This is a genomic window from Luteibacter sp. P4_D7_3 (assembly GCF_056401735.1).
In genome coordinates, this window is the sequence record NZ_JBFUIT010000009.1 from 13,070 (window position 1) to 34,038 (window position 20,969).

At 65.4% G+C, this 20,969-nt stretch carries 11 protein-coding genes; 2 read left to right on the forward strand and 9 right to left on the reverse strand.

Going from position 1 to position 20,969, the window contains the following annotated elements; genetic code table 11:
- Positions 1-6: 6 nt before the first annotated feature.
- From AC1DSN_RS02175 to AC1DSN_RS02215, 9 genes are all read right to left on the reverse strand, one after another.
- Entirely contained in the window at positions 7-1,005 is a 999-nt protein-coding gene (locus AC1DSN_RS02175) for an alpha/beta fold hydrolase (protein ID WP_255548566.1), read from the reverse strand.
- Between the two features lie 3 nt (positions 1,006-1,008).
- The gene (locus AC1DSN_RS02180; protein ID WP_477329414.1) at positions 1,009-2,859 is read right to left on the reverse strand and encodes a M1 family metallopeptidase; all 1,851 of its coding nucleotides are present in this window, start codon (positions 2,857-2,859) and stop codon (positions 1,009-1,011) included.
- A 47-nt stretch (positions 2,860-2,906) separates the two neighbouring features.
- Positions 2,907-3,656, reverse strand: coding sequence for a bifunctional demethylmenaquinone methyltransferase/2-methoxy-6-polyprenyl-1,4-benzoquinol methylase UbiE (ubiE, locus tag AC1DSN_RS02185; protein ID WP_213948879.1), 750 nt, complete (start codon positions 3,654-3,656; stop codon positions 2,907-2,909).
- A gap of 51 nt (positions 3,657-3,707) precedes the next feature.
- Entirely contained in the window at positions 3,708-6,995 is a 3,288-nt protein-coding gene (locus AC1DSN_RS02190; protein ID WP_477329417.1) for a dermonecrotic toxin domain-containing protein, read from the reverse strand.
- Positions 6,996-7,018: 23 nt separating this feature from the next.
- Entirely contained in the window at positions 7,019-10,636 is a 3,618-nt protein-coding gene (locus AC1DSN_RS02195) for a dermonecrotic toxin domain-containing protein (protein WP_477329419.1), read from the reverse strand.
- Positions 10,637-10,714: 78 nt separating this feature from the next.
- Positions 10,715-13,891 (reverse strand): dermonecrotic toxin domain-containing protein, encoded by a 3,177-nt coding sequence (locus AC1DSN_RS02200; RefSeq protein WP_477329421.1) that lies wholly within the window; start codon positions 13,889-13,891, stop codon positions 10,715-10,717.
- Positions 13,892-14,002: 111 nt separating this feature from the next.
- On the reverse strand, positions 14,003-16,597 hold the full coding sequence (gene plsB / locus AC1DSN_RS02205; RefSeq protein ID WP_477329423.1) for a glycerol-3-phosphate 1-O-acyltransferase PlsB: 2,595 nt from the start codon (positions 16,595-16,597) through the stop codon (positions 14,003-14,005).
- 32 nt (positions 16,598-16,629) lie between these two features.
- Positions 16,630-17,610, reverse strand: coding sequence for a hypothetical protein (locus tag AC1DSN_RS02210; RefSeq protein WP_477329425.1), 981 nt, complete (start codon positions 17,608-17,610; stop codon positions 16,630-16,632).
- A 213-nt stretch (positions 17,611-17,823) separates the two neighbouring features.
- Positions 17,824-18,732 carry a 5'-nucleotidase, lipoprotein e(P4) family gene (locus AC1DSN_RS02215; RefSeq protein WP_477329427.1) on the reverse strand — a complete coding sequence of 303 codons (909 nt, stop codon included), beginning with the start codon at positions 18,730-18,732 and terminating at the stop codon, positions 17,824-17,826.
- A gap of 145 nt (positions 18,733-18,877) precedes the next feature.
- Here AC1DSN_RS02215 and AC1DSN_RS02220 point away from each other — a divergent pair, with 145 nt between their 5' ends.
- Positions 18,878-19,897 carry an AI-2E family transporter gene (locus AC1DSN_RS02220; protein WP_063572071.1) on the forward strand — a complete coding sequence of 340 codons (1,020 nt, stop codon included), beginning with the start codon at positions 18,878-18,880 and terminating at the stop codon, positions 19,895-19,897.
- A gap of 49 nt (positions 19,898-19,946) precedes the next feature.
- Positions 19,947-20,966, forward strand: a complete 1,020-nt coding sequence (locus AC1DSN_RS02225; RefSeq protein WP_477295724.1) for an AI-2E family transporter — start codon at positions 19,947-19,949, stop codon at positions 20,964-20,966.
- Positions 20,967-20,969 lie beyond the last annotated feature (3 nt).

The following is a 20,969-nucleotide window of genomic DNA, read 5'->3' on the forward strand; positions in this document are numbered from 1 at the left end:
GGCGAATCAGTGCGCCAGTGCGAAGCCGGTGATGATCTTCGCGGTTTCTTCCGGCTTCTCGAGCATGGGCATGTGATTGCAGCCGTTCATGATCGTGGCGCCGATCGAGGGCGAGCTCTTCAGGCCGTTGCGCAGGGTGTCCAGCGCGGAGACATCAATGATCTTGTCTTCGCGGCACCAGATACCGAGCACCGGCATCTGCAGCTTGCCAATCACCGGATCCAGTGAGTAAGCCTGGGCGGGCTCCTTCAGCTGTTCGAACGTGTGCGCGATGAAGTCGTGGTCCTGCTCGTTACGCGCGAGCAAGGCGTCCTCCAGGCGACCCGGTATGTTCGGCTTCACCAGGAAGATGCGACCGAGCAACGCTTCCAGATCGGCGCGATCCTTGAACAGGAACGGGTCCTTGCCGGCCTTGACGTCACGAACGAAGTCGTTTTCCTTGAAGGTAAGGCCGAGCGAACTCGACAGCACCAGGCTCGCCACCCGCTCAGGATGTTGGTCAGCGTAAACACCGGCGATCGCGCCACCCATCGAATGGCCGACCAGCAGGAAATGCTGGGCACCGACGGCAGTAGCAAAGGCTTCGAGGCGTGCCGCCTGCGCCGGAATGCCGTAGTCGCCGCCCTCATTGCGTGAGGACTCGCCCCAGCCAGGCAGATCCGGAGCGATCACGTGGAAGTGATCGGTCAGGCCCTTCGCCATCGTCAGCCAGGTTTCCTTGTTGGCCGCGAAACCGTGCAGAAGCACGATGGTCGGGCCGTCACCACCTTCGTAATACGACCAGGTCGTATCGCCCGCGACCACGGTCTTCTTCTCCATGTGTGCGGACATGGCCAGGCGTGCGGCATCCGCTTTGAGCAGCAACGACGGAGCGAACAGGTAAACGCCGCCAGCACCGATACCGAGCACCAGGGCGACCACCACGAGGAACTTGAGGCGGCGAAGAAGCAGGCGCTGCCAGAGCGGGCGGCTGTCGGCGGAAGCGATTGTCGGGATCTTGGCCATGACTTACTTCTTTTTCGACTTGCCGGCGAGGATGGCTTCGACGGCTTGCTGGGTCATCGGGTGATAGCCACTCTTTGCCTTGGCATAGGTTTCCTTCGCAAACGCCAGGCCTTCCGGTGTGCGCGCAAACGCGCGGTAGAGCGGCGTGGTCAGGTACAGGCGACCGATGCGGGTCATGTGTTCGGCGGCTGCCGTCCACACATCCTTGTCCCCCGCGGCGATGGCGTGCGCGTACCAGCGCATGCCGATCTCCGCGTTGGGCGTTCCGGTGAGGTGCCAGGCGGCGTCGATTTCCTTCACCTTTGGCAGCGGCATCACATCGGGCATCCGGTCGAGGAAGTACATCCACTCCTGGGTGTTCCAGGTCTTGGCGTCGAGCTTGTCCGCCGCGAGCTTGCCGGCAAGGAAGTCGGTGCGCTGCTTGTCGATGCCGTCGAAGCGGGCGGAGGTCGGCAGCGGTGCATCCTTCGGGATGCCCGGCTGGAAGATCCACGCGCGTGCCTCGGCCTCGCTCATCTTGCCCGGGTATTTATCCAGCAGGTTCGTCTTGAGGTAGGCGAACATCGTGTCGGTATCGATGCTCTGGAAGGCGAAGTGCGCGAAGTAGCCTTTCAGGTAGGCATCGAAGGTCTCGCGACCGAAGCGCAGCTCCAGCGTGCGCAGGAACCAGGAGCCCTTGTCGTAGGCAACCGAGGACAGCGAATCGTCCGCGCCAACGCCGCGTGCGTCCGGCGTGAGCTTCTGCGAATTGGCCGGCATGTCACCGATGGTCTTCTGCAGTTCGCGTGCGGAGAGGAGGGCCTCTTCGTCGGCGAGCGTCTTGCCGTAGACCGCTTCGGTGATACGGCCCTGAACGTACGTGGTGAAACCTTCGTTCAGCCAGATGTCGCGCCATGCGGCGCTGGTCACCAGGTTGCCCGACCAGGAGTGCGCGAGCTCATGCGATACCAGTGAGACCAGGCTCTTGTCGCCGACCAGAACGGTCGGTGTGGCGAAGGTCATGTTCGGGTTTTCCATGCCGCCGAACGGGAACGACGGCGGCAGCACGAGGATGTCATAGCGGCCCCAGGCGTACGGGCCGTAAAGCTGTTCCGTCGTGGCGATCAGCTTCTCAGTGTCCTCGAATTCGTGAGCGGCCTTGCCGACCACGCTGGGCTCGGCATAGACGGCGCTGCGCGGGCCGGTTTCCTTCACTGCGATATCGCCAGCGGCGATCGCCAGGAGATAGGACGGAATCGGATGCGGCTGATCGAAGGCGAAATCGCCGTTGAGTGGATGCTTCGCATCGTTGATCGCACTCATCACCACGCGCACATCCTTCGGTGCGCTGATGTGTGCGTCATAGGTAAAGCGAATGGCCGGGGAGTCCTGTAGCGGTACCCACGACCGCGCGTGGATCGACTCCGACTGCGAGAACATGAAGGGCTGCTTCTTGTCCGCGGTCTGGTCCGGCGTGAGCCACTGCAGGCCGGAAGCCTCGGGCACCGTCGTATAGGCGATACGCACGCTGCCCGGATGGGCCGGCGCCTCGATGGTCAGCTTCGAGCCGAGTTCCTTGTCGCGCGGAGCGAGGRCGAACTTCAGCGGGGTAGCCTTGCCCGAGCCATCCACGGCGTCGACGCTGGCGATCTTCAGGTCGCGCGTGTCGAGTACGAGATCCTTCGCCTTGGCGTCCTTCCAGTCGAGCTTCAGCGTGGCATTGCCAGCCAGTTCGCGCTGCCCGAAGTCCAGCTTCAGGTCGAGATCGAGGTGGGTGACCTTGACGACGGCAGGCTGGGCATAGGAATGCGGATCGGCGGCGAAAGCCACGACGGGGAACGCCATGGTGAGGGCAAGTACGGGGAGCAGACGCATCGAGGGGATCATCCGATGGAAGGAGAGCCCCAAGTATGCCACCCCTGTCAGAGCTTGTAGGCCCGATGGATCGCGACGATCCCGCTGGTCAGGTTGCGGACTTCGACGTGGCCGAAGCCGGCCTTGAGCATCATGCCCTTCAGGGTTTCCTGGTCGGGATGCTTGCGAATCGACTCGGCGAGGTACTGGTAGCTGTCTGCATCCCCGGCGAAGAGCTTGCCCAGGCGCGGCAGGATCTTGAACGAATGCACGTCGTAGAGCTTCGAGAGCAAGGGGCTCTGCACCTTGGAAAACTCCAGCACCAGGGCGCGGCCACCGGGCTTGAGTATGCGGTGCATGTCAGCCAGGGCCTTGTCCTTGTCGGTGACGTTACGCAGGCCGAAGGCGATCGTCACGGCGTCGAAGCTGTTGTCCGGAAACGGCAGCATTTCGGCGTTCATCTGCGCCCAGCGCAGACCGGACACGAGGCCGCGATCGGTGAGGCGGTCGCGGCCGACGCCGAGCATGGCGGCGTTGATGTCACCTACCACGACTTCGCCTTCCTCGCCGACCACCGGCTTGAGCAGGGCAGCGATATCGCCCGTGCCACCCGCGAGATCGAGCACCCGGTCGCCGCGGCGCACGCCGCTTACGGCGACGAAGTGGCGCTTCCAGAGGCGGTGGACGCCGAACGACATGAGGTCGTTCATCAGGTCGTAGTTACGCGCCACGGACGTGAACACCTGGCCGACGAGCTTTTGCTTGTCGGCCAGGGGGACGTCACGGAAGCCGAAATGAGTGGTTTTCTGGGAATCCATGCTGCGCATGGTACTCCGGATCATCCGCCCAGACAGCTGCCGCTATCGCGGTCAGGGTCCTGCCGGGGGCGGCAACGTGTTGACCACGTCGAACTGGCCGCTGCCGAGCTTGAGTGACGTGCCGTAACTCGGGCGCGCGAAGAACACGTTCTGCAACCCCGTGTTGGGCGCGAGCAGGTCGGCCAGGGGCTGCTGGCCAGCGAAGGGGTAGATCCGATTCCAGCTGCTCGAAATAGGCTCGTACAGGCTGTTCGGATCGATGCGCACCGAAAACGTCGTCCCGCGCACGAGGTCGGGCGCGCCCATCGCCTGCCGTATCTGCTCGATGGATGCCGTCGGCGGTACCGTGGTGACGCGAACGCCGTGGACACTGGGATAGATGGAACGAACCGAGAGCTCGGCCGAGTCCCGGTCGTATCCCTGGTTTCCGCGGTGGCGTCGCAGATCGCTTTCCTTGAACGGCATCTTGCCGTAGTACCAGAGGTCGGCGGGAGCCTGCGCCCGCGGTACCGGCCGCAGGCCACCGAAGCGCGTGGTCAGGTCCAGAGGCGCCGCCGCTGCGGAGGTCCCGGGCTGTGACGTCATCAGGAGCTGATGCCAGCGCGCCTGGTTCAGCGCCGCCTCCCAGCGGATCCGTTGCTCGGCGGAAATGAGCGGGGCCGTGACCTGCGCGCCCACCTCGGGCGCTCGTTCGACGCGCATCCGCGCGGCCACTAGCTCGCGTTCTACCGGGTCGGGGAATGCCAATTCGATTTCGGCTTGGTACGCGTCGTAGAGGTCAGGCAAGGGTTCGGGACTTCCCGCTTGTCCACGCCCGCTGCCGCCACGCAGACCCACCCGACGGTAGGCCCAGGTGCCTGTCGAGGTCCGCTGGATCGCGGGGCCCCGGAACGCCGGCCCCGCATCGGGACGTGTCAGTCGCCAGCTGGCGTAATCGCTGTCGTGGATCACCCGGTACAACTGCCCGTTGTGTTCGATGTAGGTCTTGCCGCCGATGGTGAAAATTCCCTCGGCATTGGCCTGGCCGGACTTGCGGATGTTCCGTGCGACGAAGCGCGGTTCGAAGACGACGACCGGCCGCACGGCCGGCCTCGCTTCCACGAGGCGTCCCGCCACGCGAAAGCGTGCGCCCGCTATCGCATGTCCCACGGATGAGGAAGTCAATGCATACACGGGTAGCGCTGCGGAAAGCGAGGTGTTGTAGAACTCCGCGAAGTCGACAACCGCCTCGGCAGAGTCGCCCGCCTTGATGTCGTCGTAGATGCGCCACGCGGCCTGCGCCGCCCGTGCCGGCGCGGTGACAACGCCCTTGATCGCATCCTCGACGATCCTGTGCGTGGTCGCCGTACGCAGCCGCTCCACCAGCCACGCCCAGTGCGCATCCTCCGCGCTGCGTGTGAATGCCTGCGCGTTACGCAAGCCGAGTTGTACATCGACCTCATAGGCGGCTTCCAGAAAGTCATCGCTTACCTCGCGTTCGTCGAAGGGTGCCTGGGTGCGGGTGTAGGCCGCCGCCGTGCTGGACCCCAGTACCCAGTTCGCGAGGTTGTCGCCGGCGAACTGCCGTGTAGCGCCGTTAGCAAGTACGCGGCCATAGTCGGCCGGGAGCCGGTCGAGAAGATACTCGCGGAACGCGGGATGGTAGAAGAATCGCCGACCCGCTTCGGCTCGGTCCGGGAACTCGCGGAAAGTGATGCCATCCGGTGCATCCGGTGTATAGAGCACGATGCTGGCTACGCTCCCTGGCTGGCGCACGCCGAAGGCTAGAATGTCGCGCAGCGGCGTGCCGAGATAGGTGATCTGTCGCACGACGACCTCGTGTCCTTCGACGCGTGCCCGGCCTGCTGCCGTCGGCGTGTCGAGTGCCGCGCGGACCCAGTGGTAACCGCGCTCTCCACGATCGGTGACGAACGAGTGCGGCGCGTCGTCCATGTAGTACGACAACCGTGCCTCGGCCGCGAGGAACCTCATGTGTGCCCGCTGCAGCGCTGCGGCGTCTTCGCGACGGACCGACGCCTCGCTACCCGAACGGAATACCGATTCCACATACGCCTGAAAGCGTGTCGACAGGTTGAGATCCCGCACGAGCCGGCGAATCGCTGCATCGTCCAGGTTGGCGATCGAGGTGCCATCGCTCGCGCTGGCGCTCAGCCTTACCGGCTCGAAGGGCGCCAGGTTCTGGTAGGCAAGGTCGATCAGCTTGATATGTTCTGGCGTTGGCCCCTMGAACAAGGCTTGCAGTGACTCCAGTCGCGTGGCGACATCGGCGCTGCGGTCGATGCGGATATGGATGTCCGAAGGGTCCTGGGTAACACCGAGCGCGCGCAGGCGCTCGCCGAGCATGGTCGACGCATACGTGGGCAGGTCCATCGGCACGCGCAGGCCCGCTTCGGTTTCACGTCGGGCAACCTGCCCAAGCGTGTCCACGTAGCGATCGCTCGCGTCCCGCCAGTCGGCGGCCACGATCGCAGGGACGTGCTCGAGCCGCTGTGCGTTGAATGTCTCCAGCAGCGCCGCATGACGTGCGGCGAGAATCGCTTCGACATCGAAAGCACGGTCAAGCTGCAATGCGCGGAATGCCGTGTCGACGAAGAGCTGCGCGCGCGACGTGGTCTCGTCGGCCAACGAATATTCGAACCAGGCCTGACGAAGCTTGTCGCGCTGCACGGCGATCAGCCGATCGGCGAGGGTGCCGAAGGGATCGCTGCCGATCTCCCGGGAGTCGACGAAAACATTCGGCCCGACCGACGCGAGATGCTGACGAGCGATACCGGGAAGATCCGATGCGTGGACGAGTGCAAGGCGTGCGCGCCGCTCCAGCTCGGCATGAGCGTCACGCAGCCGCGGGAACGACTCCCACCCTCGGTCATGAGAGAACACCAGGGTGCGTTCGGGAACCCGTTCGTCCTGGATGAGCAATGCCCCGGCATAAGCGTTGGATCCGAACATCAGCTCGCGAACCGTCGTGCCGGGTGGTGGGCTGGCACCGTCGGCCGACGTGATGGAGCGGACCAGGGCCATGGCGTTTTCATCGAGGCGACCGTCTTCGCGGGCGAGCACGGCCAGATCGCGTGCCGCGTCGGCGAGCCGCCCCGCAAGAGCGGCACGCCGCGAGCTTCCGGCGGTGCCCCTCATGGGCGGCGAGGTCCAGTAGGCATCCACGGCGACGAGATAGGGCGACAGGGTCTCGGGCCCTGCGGTTTCGGGAAGGCCCGGCATGCCGGCTTGTTCGGTGGCCAGCCAGGCCTGCAAGCCGACGAGACGATCGAAGGCGTTCGAGGCCTCCTGGTGAATGCTTCGCACCTGTGCAGGCGGAGCCTGCGGCGGAGTGATATCCATGACGATTTCCTTGTCGTGATGAGTCAGTAGCGAACGGGCGCGAGTGGCGCGGGCTGTTCGCCACGGCGCCCGGCGTTGACGATGTAGTTCGAGGGGATGCGAATGGGGTCGCTGCTCGTTAGCTGGTATTGGTATTCACCGTTAGGAAGCAGGCGTCGACGCATTTCAAAGTCGCCTCCCGGCCCCCGGACAACATGGTGGTTGCCGACCGGACGCCAGGGATCGCGGAGGCGCGCGGTATCGATCTGGATCGCGTAACCGAGCGGATCACGCTGCCCGGCCTGTTGCATGGGCGACGTACCCAGCGCCTCGGCCAGGCGGCGTGTCGGTGTTTCCGGCGGAAGAACGGACACGGGATACGTGCGCGGTCCGTGGGGCGTGTCTATCCATGCCTCGTGAGGCCCGAGCGTGATGCCCTCACGGTTCGACCCGGGCCAGAACTCGGGCTCGAAGTGACGGTCGCTGAAATACCAGACACGGCTGGGCCATTCGTCGCGAGGGACGAGTTGGGTGGCCGGCAAGGACTCGGTCGTCGCCCGACCGGTGGCGGCGCCCGAGCGCCGGGAAGGCACGCGTGGCATCTGCCGCGCAGCGGCGAGCGCGTCGTCCCACCGTGCTTGCTGGCCTGGTGAGAGCGTCGACGCGAGAGCCGGCACATGGTCCGTGGACGACGAGATTTCAGGAAACTGGATGTCGATGCCCGGCGCTGCGCCTGGCGACGACGGCGGGGACGGAATGCGGCGACCGTCATGCTGGGCCCATCCACGGATGCCCAGCACCTCGGCACGCTCGGCGCGCAGGGGGAACCGGGTTTCCAGTTCATGCAGGAACACGCGCCGCTGATGCGCACTCAATTCGGCGATGTCCGGATGGAGGTGCGGGTCTACGATGAGGGCGCTGCGTGGTGGGACGACGACTTTCATGTGCGTTCCATCGGTCCTGACCAACGCGAGCGCACTCGGATTGTCGATGAGCGCCGCCGCGATCTCGGCGCGCATGGGTGCGATCACGGCAGGCAAGGCCATCAGCGGCGGCGCGTTTACGGCCGGGGCGGCGACCGGCGCAACAGGTGGCGCGCCACCCGGCGCCGCAGCGGCATGGTCACGGACGGCGAGGCGATGCAATCGCTCGCGGAACCGACGCATCCCGCCTTGCAGGCCGACACCTTGTGCATACACCCATCGACCATCCATCCGTTCGATCAGCGGCCCGGTGAAGCGGGCATCGAGAACGCTGCCCCGGGAAGGCGCAAGACGCCAATGGCCGTAGTCGTCATCGTGGCGCACGGCGTACAGGGTGCCGTCCTGCTCGACATACGACCGGCCGCGAAGCCGGAAAACGCCTTCGTTATCCGGCTTGCCCGGCTTGCGAATGTCGCGCATGGCGTAGCGTTCGTCGAAACGGACACGCCCGGGCGACATCCGTACCGGCGTGCTCGCCACGCCGCGTGTCGCGGTTTGCGAGCGTACGATCGCGCCGGCGACATGACGCCCGCCGATGAAGGGCGGCACGGTAAGGTTTAGCGCGTTCACGTAGCCCTCGGTAAAGGCGATGACGGCTTGACCGGTATCGCCCGCCTTTACGTGGTCGTAGAAGCGCCAGGATGCCTGGGTCATGCGTGCGAGGCTCGCGGGTACGTCGGCGAGCGCGGTGGTGGCCATTCTCGCCACCGGGTCGATCCGGAAGCGGTCCTGCACGTAGCCGAGTAACGCGTCGTCATCCGCATCGGCCGTGGAGCGGGCGAGGAATCGAGTGTCGCGCCGGTGCTTTTCCACTGCTGTGTCGTATGCGGCGGCGAAAAAGTCTCCATGGACTTCGCGTTCGTCGAATGGTTCGGCGGTGAGTGTGTACGGGGCCTCCCTGCTGGCGCCGAGCACCCAATGGGCGAGGCGATCGCCGGCGAACTGGCGGGTGATGCCATTGGCCGACACGGTGGCGAATTCGGCAGGTAGACGATCGAGCAGGTATTCGCGGAAGGCTGGGTGGTAGAGAAAGTATTTCGCGGCATCCTGCCGGTTTTCGAATTCGCGAAAGGTGAGGCCATCCGGCGCGTCGGGCGTGTACATGACGACGCGAGGCGCACTGTTCGGCGTGCGCGAGGCGACGATGAGGATGCCGTCCAGCGGCACCTGCCGATAGGTGAGTTGGGAAACGGCGATCTCGTGCTTGTCCACGTGGCGTTGCCCGGCTGGCATGCTCAACACCGCTTCAATCCAGCGGAATCCCCGTTCGGCGTGATCGTCGATAAACGAGCCGGGTTCGTTGGGGATGTAATACGACAGCCGTGCTTCGGTCGCCTCCATGCGCATTTTCGCCGCCTGCACGGTCGTCGCGAGTTTGCGGGCGAGGACGCCCGCGGCTCCCTGACGAAGTCGCGCTTCGACGTGGGCCTGGTAGCGGTTTGCAATGTCGAGGTCACGAACGATGCTGATGATCGCGACATGGCTGAGACGGTCACGAAGGGAGGTGCCCTCGGTATTGACGGCACGCAGGGTATCGAGGGAGAAACGACCGATGTTCTGGCAAGCGAGATCGACCAGCGACATGCGCCGCGCCGTCGTCGAGCCCGGTAAGGGGTCGAGGGGTTCGAGGAATGTCGGCAACACCTTGATGCGGGCAATCTCGACGGTGATCGCCTCGGGCGACTCATCGACGCCAAGGGCCGCCAGCCGTGCCGCCAGCTCGCGCGAGGCGAAGGCGTGCAGGCTCAGCGGTGGCCGCATGCCGATGGCTGCGCGAAGCATGGCCGCTGCTGCCAACGTCTCGTTGTAGGTATCGCGTGCCTCATACCATGCGGCGCGGACCTCGCCAGGTACATTCGCCAGGCGTAGGGCGACGACCGACTCGAGCAGCCTGGCCTCTCGCAGGCTTTCGATCGCGTCGATGTCGAGCATCGCCGCCAACGACAATTCGTAGCGGATGCGATCGCCAAGACGGGTCGCTGCATCATGCTCGTCGCTGTCGAGGGCATAGTCATCCGCGGCGAGCGCGATACGGCCGAGTTGCACGTCGATCATGCGGTTGGCCAGCGCGTCGGCGAACGGGCCGGTGATACCCCGCCAGCCGACGGCGCCCACGGTCTTAGCTTCGGCGAACTCGTCGTTCTCAAGGCCGGTGGCATCCGTGGCATCCACCGACTCCAGCAGTCGGCGACGGGTCGACTCGACAAGACGTTCCGGAGAGTCGAACGCCTCCCATCCGCCGTGGGCTGTGAACAAGAGGGCCAGGTCCGGCAAGCCGTCATCGACGATGATCAGCGAGCCCGCATGCGGCACACCGCCGAGCATGAGTTCGCGTACATGCACGCCCACGGGAAGGCCCTGGCCGTCCGCGGCGATGACACGGGCGGCGAGCGCCGCCGCGTTATCGCTCAGCGTGCCGTCGAGCCTGCGCAGCGTGGCTTCTTCCTTCATCACGCTAAGCAGGTGCTGGCCAAGCGTGGTGGCACGGGTCGCCCAGAACCCGGGAAGCGCGTCGACCAGCTGTCGTGCGCCCGTGGCGCTCGGTTCGGTCAGCGACGGTTGTGTCTCGTACATGCTCATGAGCGCATCGCGCGTGGCAGCCAGGCGACGTAACGCGTCGACAGACGGCTGGCTTTCTGCCTGCACGACCTCATGCGGCGGTATCGTTTGGACATCCATATCGTTCTTCCTTGTCACGGTGAAGGGCCGGCTCTGTTGGTGCCTGGCGCCCGGGAATGGTGCGGGGATGCGGCGGCGCTACGGCGACACCCGGCCGCTGGTGCTGAAGTCGCCGGCGTCGAGGCCGAGGAAGCTGACCGGGAAGCCCACGTCGGGCTGCACCACATAGGTGGGCTGCGGACCACGACGGTCCTCGATGATCCTCAGGCCGGGAGACTCAGGGGTGCCGTGCCGGCCTCGATAACGATCCAGGTGCAGCCGGATCCACGCTGGACCGCCTGTAGGTCCCGGGGCTTGCACGGTGGCGGGCAATCCGGTGAGTCCCGAGCCGGGAAYGGCCTGCAGAGGTAGCGCCAGATCGGTGCCACCGTTCAGAGCGATCCCACGGCCGAGGGGGTAGTGCCAGAGCTGGGCGGGCCATTCGCTCGGCGGCAGAACGCGCCACGTGGCCCCTGGGCCGGGCTGCGTGCCGATGGGTAGCGGCTCTGGCGGGGTGGCACGGGCCGCACGCAACGCATCGTTCCACGCCGTGTGCTGGCGCAACGTCACGAATCTCGGACGTGCCTGCGAAGTCGCCTCCCAATAGATAAGGCTCGCCTCACCGCCATTGCGCAGACGCTCTCTGAACGACTGCTGGAACGTCCAGCGCTGGAACTCGCTCAGACCAGCGAGCGCCTCGCCGGTGACACCGCGCGTGCGCGGTTGGGGAAACGCCGTGTCGTCAGTCCAGCCGCCACGCAAACCGATATCGGTGCGCACGCGCCAGTCTCCGCCCGGCACACGCGCGACCGGTGGCCCGGGACGCGCGGCGTCCAGCGCATTCGGGTGCGCGAGGCGCCAGGTGGCGGAGGCAGGGTCGTGCCTGAGTTCGAAGACGAAGCCCCGCTGGCGAATGTATCGACGGCCGCCCAGTCGGTGCACGCCAAGGGCATCGGGCTGCAAGCCGCTCAGGTCGACATCGCGCGCGGCGTAGCGCGAATCCAGCCAGTGCCGCCCGTCCGGCAGACGAATGCCGCTGTCTGTGGCGCGTAGCGCGCCGACATCCGGACGCAACGAGAGTCGGGCTCGCCTTACGCCAGGCAAACCTGCGCCCCAGCCTGCGAAGCTCAGCGACGCGGTATAGGCCTCAGCAAAATCAATGAATGCCTGATGGACGTCGTCGGCCTTGACACTGTCATAGAACCGCCAGGTCGCCCGCAATGCCTGGCCGACCGCGCCGAGTGTGTCCACCACCGCCGTTTCCGGGCCACGTGCGCTCCGCATGACGGTGCTGACGACGCCGGTGACGGACTCGGTGTCAGCCTGGGAGGTACTACGCCCCAGCCATGCGACGTCGCGCGCCTGCCGGACGATCTCGGCATCGAACAGTGCCGTACGCAGATCGCCATCGACCAGGCGCTCCTCGAACGCTTCCTCGGTGAGGGTGCCGCGTCCTTCGCCGGGGGCGGCGAGCACCCAATGGGTTCGCCGCGTGGCTTCTGAGACACGGAAACGCCGGCCGCTTCCGTTGGGAAGCGCTTCGCCAAATTCGGCCGGCAGGCGCCGTAGCAGGTAGTCCTGAAAAGCGGGTGCGTAAAGAAACTGCCGGCCTGCCGCAGCGCGGTCGCTGAACTCGCGGAAGTCACGGCCGTCAGGCGCTCCCGGCGTGTACAGCACGACCCGCGATGAACTGCGTGCGTCGCGGACGCCGATGACCAGCACATCACTCACTACGGCGCCCCGATAGACCAGTTGGCGCACGGCGGTCCTATGATCGCCGACGGTACGGCGGGTCGCCGCTACCGGGCTGTCCAGCACGGCTTCAACCATGCGGTATCCGCGTTCCTCGCGATCGTCGATGAAGGCTGGCAGCTCGTCGCTCAGGTACATGGTGCTACGCGCGGCAGCGGCTTCGACGCGCATGCGCGCTTGTTGCAGTCGCATCGTCGTCTGGCGGAAGGTTCGGCCCTGTGGATCGCTCACGCGCGCACGCAGGTAGGCTTCGAAGCGAGGGGCCAGGTTGAGCTCGCGAACCATCTCGCGCAGGCGCGGCATGCTCGGGGTGGTCGAACCCGAGGGTAGTCCCCTCGTGACGATCTGGAGCCTTCGCCCATCGAAGTAGCCGATGTTGCGCAAGGCGAATTCCGCGAGGCTAAGGTGGGTAGGAGGTATCGCTGGCGCCGAGCCGATCGACGGCGGGATGAGGCCTTCGCTTCCGCTGGCTTCGATCCGAATATCATCGGGGTCTGCCTCGATGCCGCGGCTCGCCAGCGCGGCCACGAGTTCCTTCCGGGTCCATGCCGCCAGCGTGAGCGGGGCGTCGTCGTGATGTCGCGCCGACGACGCGGCGCGCATCCGAGTCAGCCGGTAGCCTTCCATGGCGTCGCGCCAGCCTTGGGCTACCTGCGTGGGTACAAGGCGCATGCGTTGTTCAAGGAGGGTGGCGCCGAGGCGCTCTTCGCGTTCGGCGAGCAGGGCGAAAACGTCGAGCTTGTCGTGCAGGTCGAGAGCTGCCGTGGCGTCGTCAATGAACCGGGAGGACGACACCGTGTCGCCGGCCGACGGCCACGCATCCTCGACCTTTTCTCTCTGCAGTCCGGCGATCCGCCGGGCCATCGAGCGAAACACGTCGGCTTGCTGCGGCAGCGAATCGACGAAGCGATCGTTGGCTAGTACCTGGGCGGTGTCGTCCGCGCGAATCCCCGGCAGTTCGCGGCGGCGCGCCAGCGCCTGCCGCAACCATAACTCTGTCTCGCCATGCAGGTGGTCGAGGCTGTCGAAAGCGTCCCAGCCGCGATCCGGCAGGAAGCGAAGGACGACGGTAGGATCGTCGCGGTCGTATACGATGACCGCACCTGCGTAGTCCACCGGACCGATGCGCAACGAACGGACTTGCACGCCTGGTGGCAAGTCGCCGCCGTGCGAGCGCGCGAAACGCTCGGCGAGGTTCGCTGCGACGCCGTCGAGCGTGCCGTCGCTGCGGCGGACGAGGGCGTCGTCGCGCATGACAGACGCCAACCGCGTGGCCAGGGCATCGATGCGTGGCACGGGTGGCGCGCCCGGGGCGTCTTCTACCGGTCGCTGCCAGAACGCATCCAGGGCGGCGAGCAGGTGCGTGCGGCCTTCGGCGACGGGATAAACAGGTAGCGCGGGTAAATCCTGTTGCTGGCTGGCCAGCCACGCTTGAACGGCGATAAGCCGACCCAGGGCGTCGACGGTCTCCTGCTGCGTGCTGCTGACGATTGCCGCCGGCGCCTGCGGGGGATTCATGTCCATGCCGCATCCTTTGCGTGGAAATCCAGCGCAAAGGTTAGGAGCTCGTCAGCGGAAGATATGTCCCCGCCAACGACGACATGGTGTCAGCGTTACGACAGCAAAGATGTCAGCTCAGGGATGATTCTTGTGCCGCGTCTCTTCGTTGGCGACATGCCGGTCATGTAGCGACTCCGCCGCCGTCTCGCCCGGATCGTCCGGTGGACGCGCTTCGAGGTCGCGGTCGTTCTCGCCGCCCGGCGTGATCTTGAGGATGGAGTGACGCACCTCGCGCGCGAGGATCACTCGTGCATCGCGCACCATATCTTCCAACGCGTCGCTGAAGTCGAGTTTGCCGTTCGTGTCGGTCCAGACCACCTTCACTTCGCGCAGCTTCTGGATGAAGCCGCGGAACAAGGCTTTGTYGAAGAACTCCGGTGCCGACAGTTCGTTGAGCAGGCCGAGGCGCTGCGCCGTGAGCGTGCAGGCGGTTTCGAGTTCGCCCGAGCTCATGGTGTGCGGGCCGTTCTTCACCAGCGCGGCGATGGCGATGTAGTAGCGCTCGAAAGCCTGCAGCATGCTGCGGGCGATCACGCGGAGCTGGTACGCGCCGTCGTCCTGGCCGGGTCCACGTTCGAGGACGCGGCCTTCGCTGCTGGCCTCGAGGATGCCGCGGCGAACGAAGAACTCGATCGTTTCCTGCACCTCGTTGGCAAACCCATCCTGGTCCCAGGGCAGGAACAGCTCGCCCTGGATGAAGGGATAGATCAGCTTGCCCAGGCGCAGCACCGACGATCGCGACATGCGGCGGTTGTTGAGGAAGCAGGCTGCCACCCACGCGGCAGCCGCGTTCAGATGGAGCACGTTGTTGCGGAAGTACGACAACAACACCGCCTGTTCGCCTTCGGTAACGAGCACGTCGCCAAGCGGGTGACGGATGCGGCGGATCCAGCCCATCTGCTCGCCGTACGCGACGATGCCCTGTGGGTTCATCGGCGTGATGGTTACGCGGTCCGAATACGGCAGTTCCTGGAACATCGACTTGGTAAGTTCGAGCTGGGCGAGCAGGTCGTTCTCGGCCATCGCATGCTTGGGCGTGGCCAGCAGGGCGAGCGCGATCAGGTTGATCGGATTGACGTCGGCCGCGCGGTTGATATTGATCTGGATGCGCTCGGCGAGGTCGTCGACCAGGTTGCTCATCCATTCCGGCTTGGCGTCGTGCTCGGCCGTCGTCACGCGCCAGTCCGGCGCGACCGAATCGAGCATGGGGGTGAGCAGGATAGGCTCGCCGAAGTTCAGCGTGACGTGGCCATAGCGCTGGCGCAGCACCTTCAGGCCGCGAATGAGGCCGAGCAGCGATTCCTTTTCCTTCGGCTTACCGGAAAGCTCGCCTGCGTACGACTTGCCTTCCATCAGCTTCTCGTAGCCGATGTACACCGGCTGGAATAGCACCGGCCGGCGAGGCGCGCGAAGGAAGGCGCGCAGCGTCATCGCCAGCATGCCGGCGCGCGGTGCCAGCAGGCGTCCGGTACGCGAACGGCCGCCTTCGATGAAGTACTCCAGCGGCACGCCGCGATCGACCAGTTGAGCGAGGTATTCGTTGAAGACCACCGAATACATCGCATTGCCCTTGAAGCTGCGGCGCAGGAAGAACGCGCCGCCACGACGGAGGATGGGGCCGACGCCGGGGAGATTGAGGTTCACGCCCGCAGCGATGTGCGGTGGCACCACGCCGGAGTAATGCAACTGATAAGACAGCAGCAGATAGTCGGTGTGGCTGCGATGACAGGGCACGTAGACCACTTCATGACCCGGCGCCGCGGCGCGGGCCTTGTCGAAGTGGTGCATGGCGATGCCGTCGTAGAGCTTGTTCCAGAAGTTGGAGAGCAGGAACGAGGTCGAGCGGACCACGGGGTGCGAATAGTCCGCCGCGATCTCGAGCGCGAAATCGCGCGCGCGCCGTTGAGCCTTCGCCAGCGTGATGTTTTCCTTGCTGGCCGTCGCCGCGATGGCATCGCGCACCGGTTCGGTGTTGAGCACCGCGTCGACCACGGTACGGCGGTGCGACAGGTCGGGGCCGATCACGGCTGCGCGAATGCGGCGGARATGGGTGCGCAACACGCGGGCGATCTTGCGCGTGAGGCGCTCCGGCGACAGGCCGTTCGAGTCGGCCAGCACGCTACGCAGCGACACCGGTGCGGAAAAATGCACGACGGTATCCCGCCCATTGAGCAGGAGGGCGAGCATGCGGCGGAAGCGGCCGACCACCAGCCAGTTCTCGGCGAAGAGCACGCTGAACCAGCCGCTCTCACGGTTGGGCGCCCGGCCGACATAGATGGAAACGGGGACGACCTGGATATCGCGCTCCGGATCGTCCTCCAGTGCGCGGATGAGCTGGCCGATCGGTTCTTTCGGTCCACGCGCATCCGTGCGTCCGAACAGCCAGCCATGGCGGCGGCTCAGGGAAAACACCGAGCGACGACGACGGCCGGGTAGCTCCAGCAACTGCATCGGACTGGGCAGGCCAGCCTCGCGACAGGCACGTTCGAGGATCAGCGCGTCGGAAGCGCCGTCGCGCTCGATCGCGTAACAGACAGCCGCGCCGCTCACGAGGAGGGCGGTAGGCTCGGCGGGCTCACGCTTGATCCGCACCCAGGGTTCGAGAAGCCGACCCAGCAGCTTGAACCACCAGGGCGAACGGGCGACAGGGACGTGCGGATCCGCACTCATCGGAATTTCGGGCATCGTGGGATTGTACGGCTTCAGCGGGGCCGGGCGGCCGCGACCGGTGCGCCATCGTTGTGCGGCGGCGGTGCGGCGGTACCGGGCAGGGCTGGCGCGCTGCCCGACGGAGCGGGTTGCGCGGGCGGGTTGAGCTGGAGGTGTTGCGCGCGGACGCTTTGCAGCAGGTCGCTGTCGTACCAGCGGCCGTCGAGCAGCACCAGGGTGGCATCGGTCTGGATGGGCTTGTCCAGCAGGATGTAGGTGATCTTTACGTGCGCCGAACCGCCGCTGTTCTCGATGGTGTCGATGCTTATCGACTCGAAGCTCTTGTCGATGGAAAGGCCATAAACGGCGAACAGGCGCTTGAAGCCCAGCCAGGCAGTCGACCAGGTGGCCATGGACTGCTCGAAGTTCATCGCATGCAGCGCGTCGGGGGTCGAAAGGTTGGCCTTGCGCGCGGTGTCCACAAGAATGCCGATCGCCTCCTTCGCCTTGCCCTGATCGCCCCAGGGTACGGTCTGCGTCCACGGTGCGACCACGTTCGCGGCTTCGCGCAGTTGCCGCTTCTGCGACGCCGTGAGCTCCTTGGCCTGGTCGATCGCCGTGAGTGCCATCGACTGCCCGACGCCGGACAGCAGCGGCATCTGATCCTTATAGTCGCGATCGAAGCGGACCAGGGTCGGACGCAGGTCGGCGAACAGCTTCTTCTCCGCATCCGGCTCGGTCAGCCGCTTTACGCCGGCCTCGAACTTGGCGCGGTCGTCGTCATCGAGCGGCTCGGTGGGCGCATTGCGTTTTACCCAGTCGGCGCGCAGCGCGGCAAAGTCCGCGGGCGGCAGCGCGTGCCGCCAGAACATGTCGAACTTGYCGTCGCGAAGCAGATCCAGCGAATCGCGCATGGCGTCTTCGGGGGAGCCGCCGCCGGGCGTGCCGGGGGCATCCTTCGGCTTGTGGTTGCAAGCGGAAAGCAGGGCGACTGCCAGCAGGAGGATCCAGGCCAGGTGCGATAGGCGGCGCATGGGGGCTTCGACGTCTTCGGAAGGCGGGGACGGGGAGCGTACAAGAAAAAACCCCGGAGGCTCATCGCCTCACGGGGTTATCCAGCCCGAGGCCGGTAAGGGAAATGGCCTTGCCCGCATTGCTTTTTGGCGCCACGGGTTTTGGCGAGGCCATAATAGTTAAATAACATTGCTAAAGCAATGCCTTAACTTAACCCGGATAAGTGCATGAATTTATTGAGTACGCAGTGACTCGATCTTCTTCTGCCGGCGCTCGCCACGCGGCAGGCTGAAGTCGTTGTCGAACAGCGCCGTCTCCCAGCTGCCGTAGGTCGGGTTCGGCAGGACGAACCAACGCTCGCCGATCCAGGCCGTATAGGGCGCCATGGCCCTGGCGCGGCCGTCGGCGTTGTTACCCAGAATATTGGCGAAGTCGCCGATCTGGTCGCCGAATTGCATCAGCACGCGATAGTTCTTCGCGACCAGCTGGCGACGGCAGCCCTTCTCGCTACCCACCTGCTCGCAACCTTCGACGAAGGTGCCCAKGCCCAGGAAGGACTCCTTGCCGGCCACCGGGAAGCCCGCCGAACGCAGGTTACCCAGCGTCGCTTCGTCCAGGTCCTTGGCGCGGTTGGAAATGTAGATCACGGCGATGCCGTGCTCGGCGGCGAACTTCGTGAAGGCGAGGGCACCGGGCATCGGCCGCGCGATGCCTTCCTTGCACCACGCTGCCCAGTCGGCTTCATTGAACTCGCCACCGGCGCGGATCAGGCGTGCCTGGTAGGGCGAGTTATCGAGCGCCGTCTCGTCGATGTCGAGTACCACGGCGGGCTTGAGGCCCTTGAGGGACGGGTGAGCCGCGCGGTCGTCCTTCGGCAGGGCGTCCCAGTTCGGATCCTGCTTCGCTTTGAGAATTTTCTCCTGCGCATCTCGGAAGGTCTGCAGGTAAATGAAGTCGTGCTCACTGGCGTTCTGCGACCAGGCCACCGCATTCAGGTTGTCATCAGCGGTGGCGCCGGTGATGGCGGGCGCCGCGACAGGTGCGGGCGGGACGGGTGCCGCAGCAGGCCCGGCATGGGGCGTGGCTGCGCAACCGGTGAGCACCAGTGCCGCGGCGAACGCGGCCGGAACGAACTTCATCATGAAAACCCCTTGCGAAACAGGCAACGTCGCCCGTGGGCCGGCGATTGTCCGGGGAGTTTACGACAGCGTGACGACGGGACGCACGCCTCTGGCGCAACGACCCTGCGTGCTGACAGACTGCGGCCTCATTCACGACGAGGTCTCTATGGACGTCGCCAGTCCGCGCACTCACGCCATCCGCATCGCCAGCTACATCGCGATGGGGCTCGGTCTTTTCCTCGTGCTTTACCTGCGGCTGCTGCCGGCGCTGCTCGCTGGCTTGCTCGTTTACGAGGTGGTGGTGTCCGTGGCACCCCTGATGGGTCGTCGATTGTCAGGCGATCGTGCGCGCGTGCTCGCCGTCGCCCTGGTCGCCGTCATCGTCGTCGGCCTACTGACCCTGCTCATCCTTGGTGGGATCAGTTTCTTCCGCAACGAAATCGGCAATCCCGAAGATCTGTGGCAGAACAAGCTGATGCCCCTGGTTGAGCGCGCTCGTGAGCAGATGCCCCAGGCGGTCGTCGCCCGCTTGCCGGAAAGCGTGGACGCGCTGCGCGTGACCGCGCTCGACTGGGCACGCAGCAATGCGGTGACCCTGCAGCTTGCAGGCAAAGAAGCGGCGCGAGTCCTCGTGCACATTCTCATCGGCCTCGTGCTCGGTGCGATCGTGGCGTTGAGTCGCACCCGGCCGTCGCACCAGGTCGGCCCGTTCGCGGCTGAGCTGAGCCTGCGCAGTGCCCGCCTGGCCGACGCGTTCCACAACATCGTGTTTGCCCAGATCAAGATCTCGCTGGTCAACACCCTCCTCACCGCCATCTACCTGCTCTGCATCCTGCCTTTATTCGGCGTGCACCTGCCGCTGACGAAAACGCTGATCGTGATCACCTTCCTCGTGGGCCTCTTGCCAGTGATCGGCAACCTGTTGTCCAACACGGCGATCACCATCGTCGGCCTGTCGGTGTCGCTGTCTGTTGGCATCGGTGCGCTGGCCTTCCTCGTCGTCATCCACAAGCTCGAGTACTTCCTCAATGCCCGCATCGTCGGCAGCCAGATCCGGGCGCGTGCCTGGGAACTCCTGGTCGCCATGTTGCTTTGCGAAGCGGCTTTCGGGCTTCCGGGCCTCGTGGCGGCGCCGATCTTCTACGCGTACCTGAAATCTGAACTGGAAGCCGAGCGCTTGATCTAGCGTTCATCGCCGGCCTGCTGGAATCCCGCCWACTTCAAGGAGTGACAGCATGGTCAGTACGCCGGGCGATTCGCGCCTCATCCGCATCGCCACCTACGTCCTTGCGGCGTTGGCGCTCTGGGGCGTGCTCATGCTCCACCTGGTATCGGCCCTGCTGGCCGGTCTGCTGGTGTACGAGGTGGTCGAAGCGCTCACGCCGCTGATTCGTCGCGTCGTCCCCGGTGAGCGCGCGCGGCCGATCGCGGTCGGTTTCGTGGCGATCGTCGTGGTTGGAGCACTCATCCTGATTGTCGTCGCCGCGCTGGGCTTCTACCGCCGCGACATCGGTGATCCGCAGGAGCTTTGGGACGCCAAGCTGCTCCCGTTGTTCGACAAGGCCCACGAGCAGCTACCGGCCTGGCTCACCTCACGCCTGCCGGATAGCTTCGGCGACTTCCGCGAACGGGGAATGGGCTGGGCCCACGAGCACGCGGGCGATCTGAAGTTGATGGGCACCACGGCGGCGCGCGTCTTTGCGCACATCCTCATCGGCCTGGTGCTCGGCGCCATCGTTGCCATTTCGCATGGCTCAGGCGGACGTCCGGCGCGGCCGTTGTCGTTCGAGCTGTCGACCCGGGCGATGCGTCTTGCCGACGCCTTTCACAACATCATCTTCGCCCAACTGAAGATCTCGGCGATCAACACTACGCTCGCCGCATTGTTCCTGTTGGCTGGCTTGCCGATGTTCGGCATCCACGTACCGCTGGCCAAGACCCTGGTCATCCTTACCTTTGTCGTCGGGCTCCTGCCGGTGGTCGGCAACCTGATCTCCAACGTATTGATCACGATTGCCGGCCTGTCGGTGTCCTTGTGGGTGGGTGTCGCCGCGCTCGGCTTCCTGATCGTGGTGCACAAGCTGGAATACTTTCTCAACGCGAAGATCGTCGGTGGGCAGATCCGTGCGCGTACCTGGGAGTTGCTCATCGCGATGCTGGTGTTCGAGGCAGCGTTCGGGCTAGGGGGGTTGGTAGCCGCGCCCATCTACTATGCCTACCTGAAGAGCGAGCTCGAGGCCGAAGAGCTGATCTGAGGG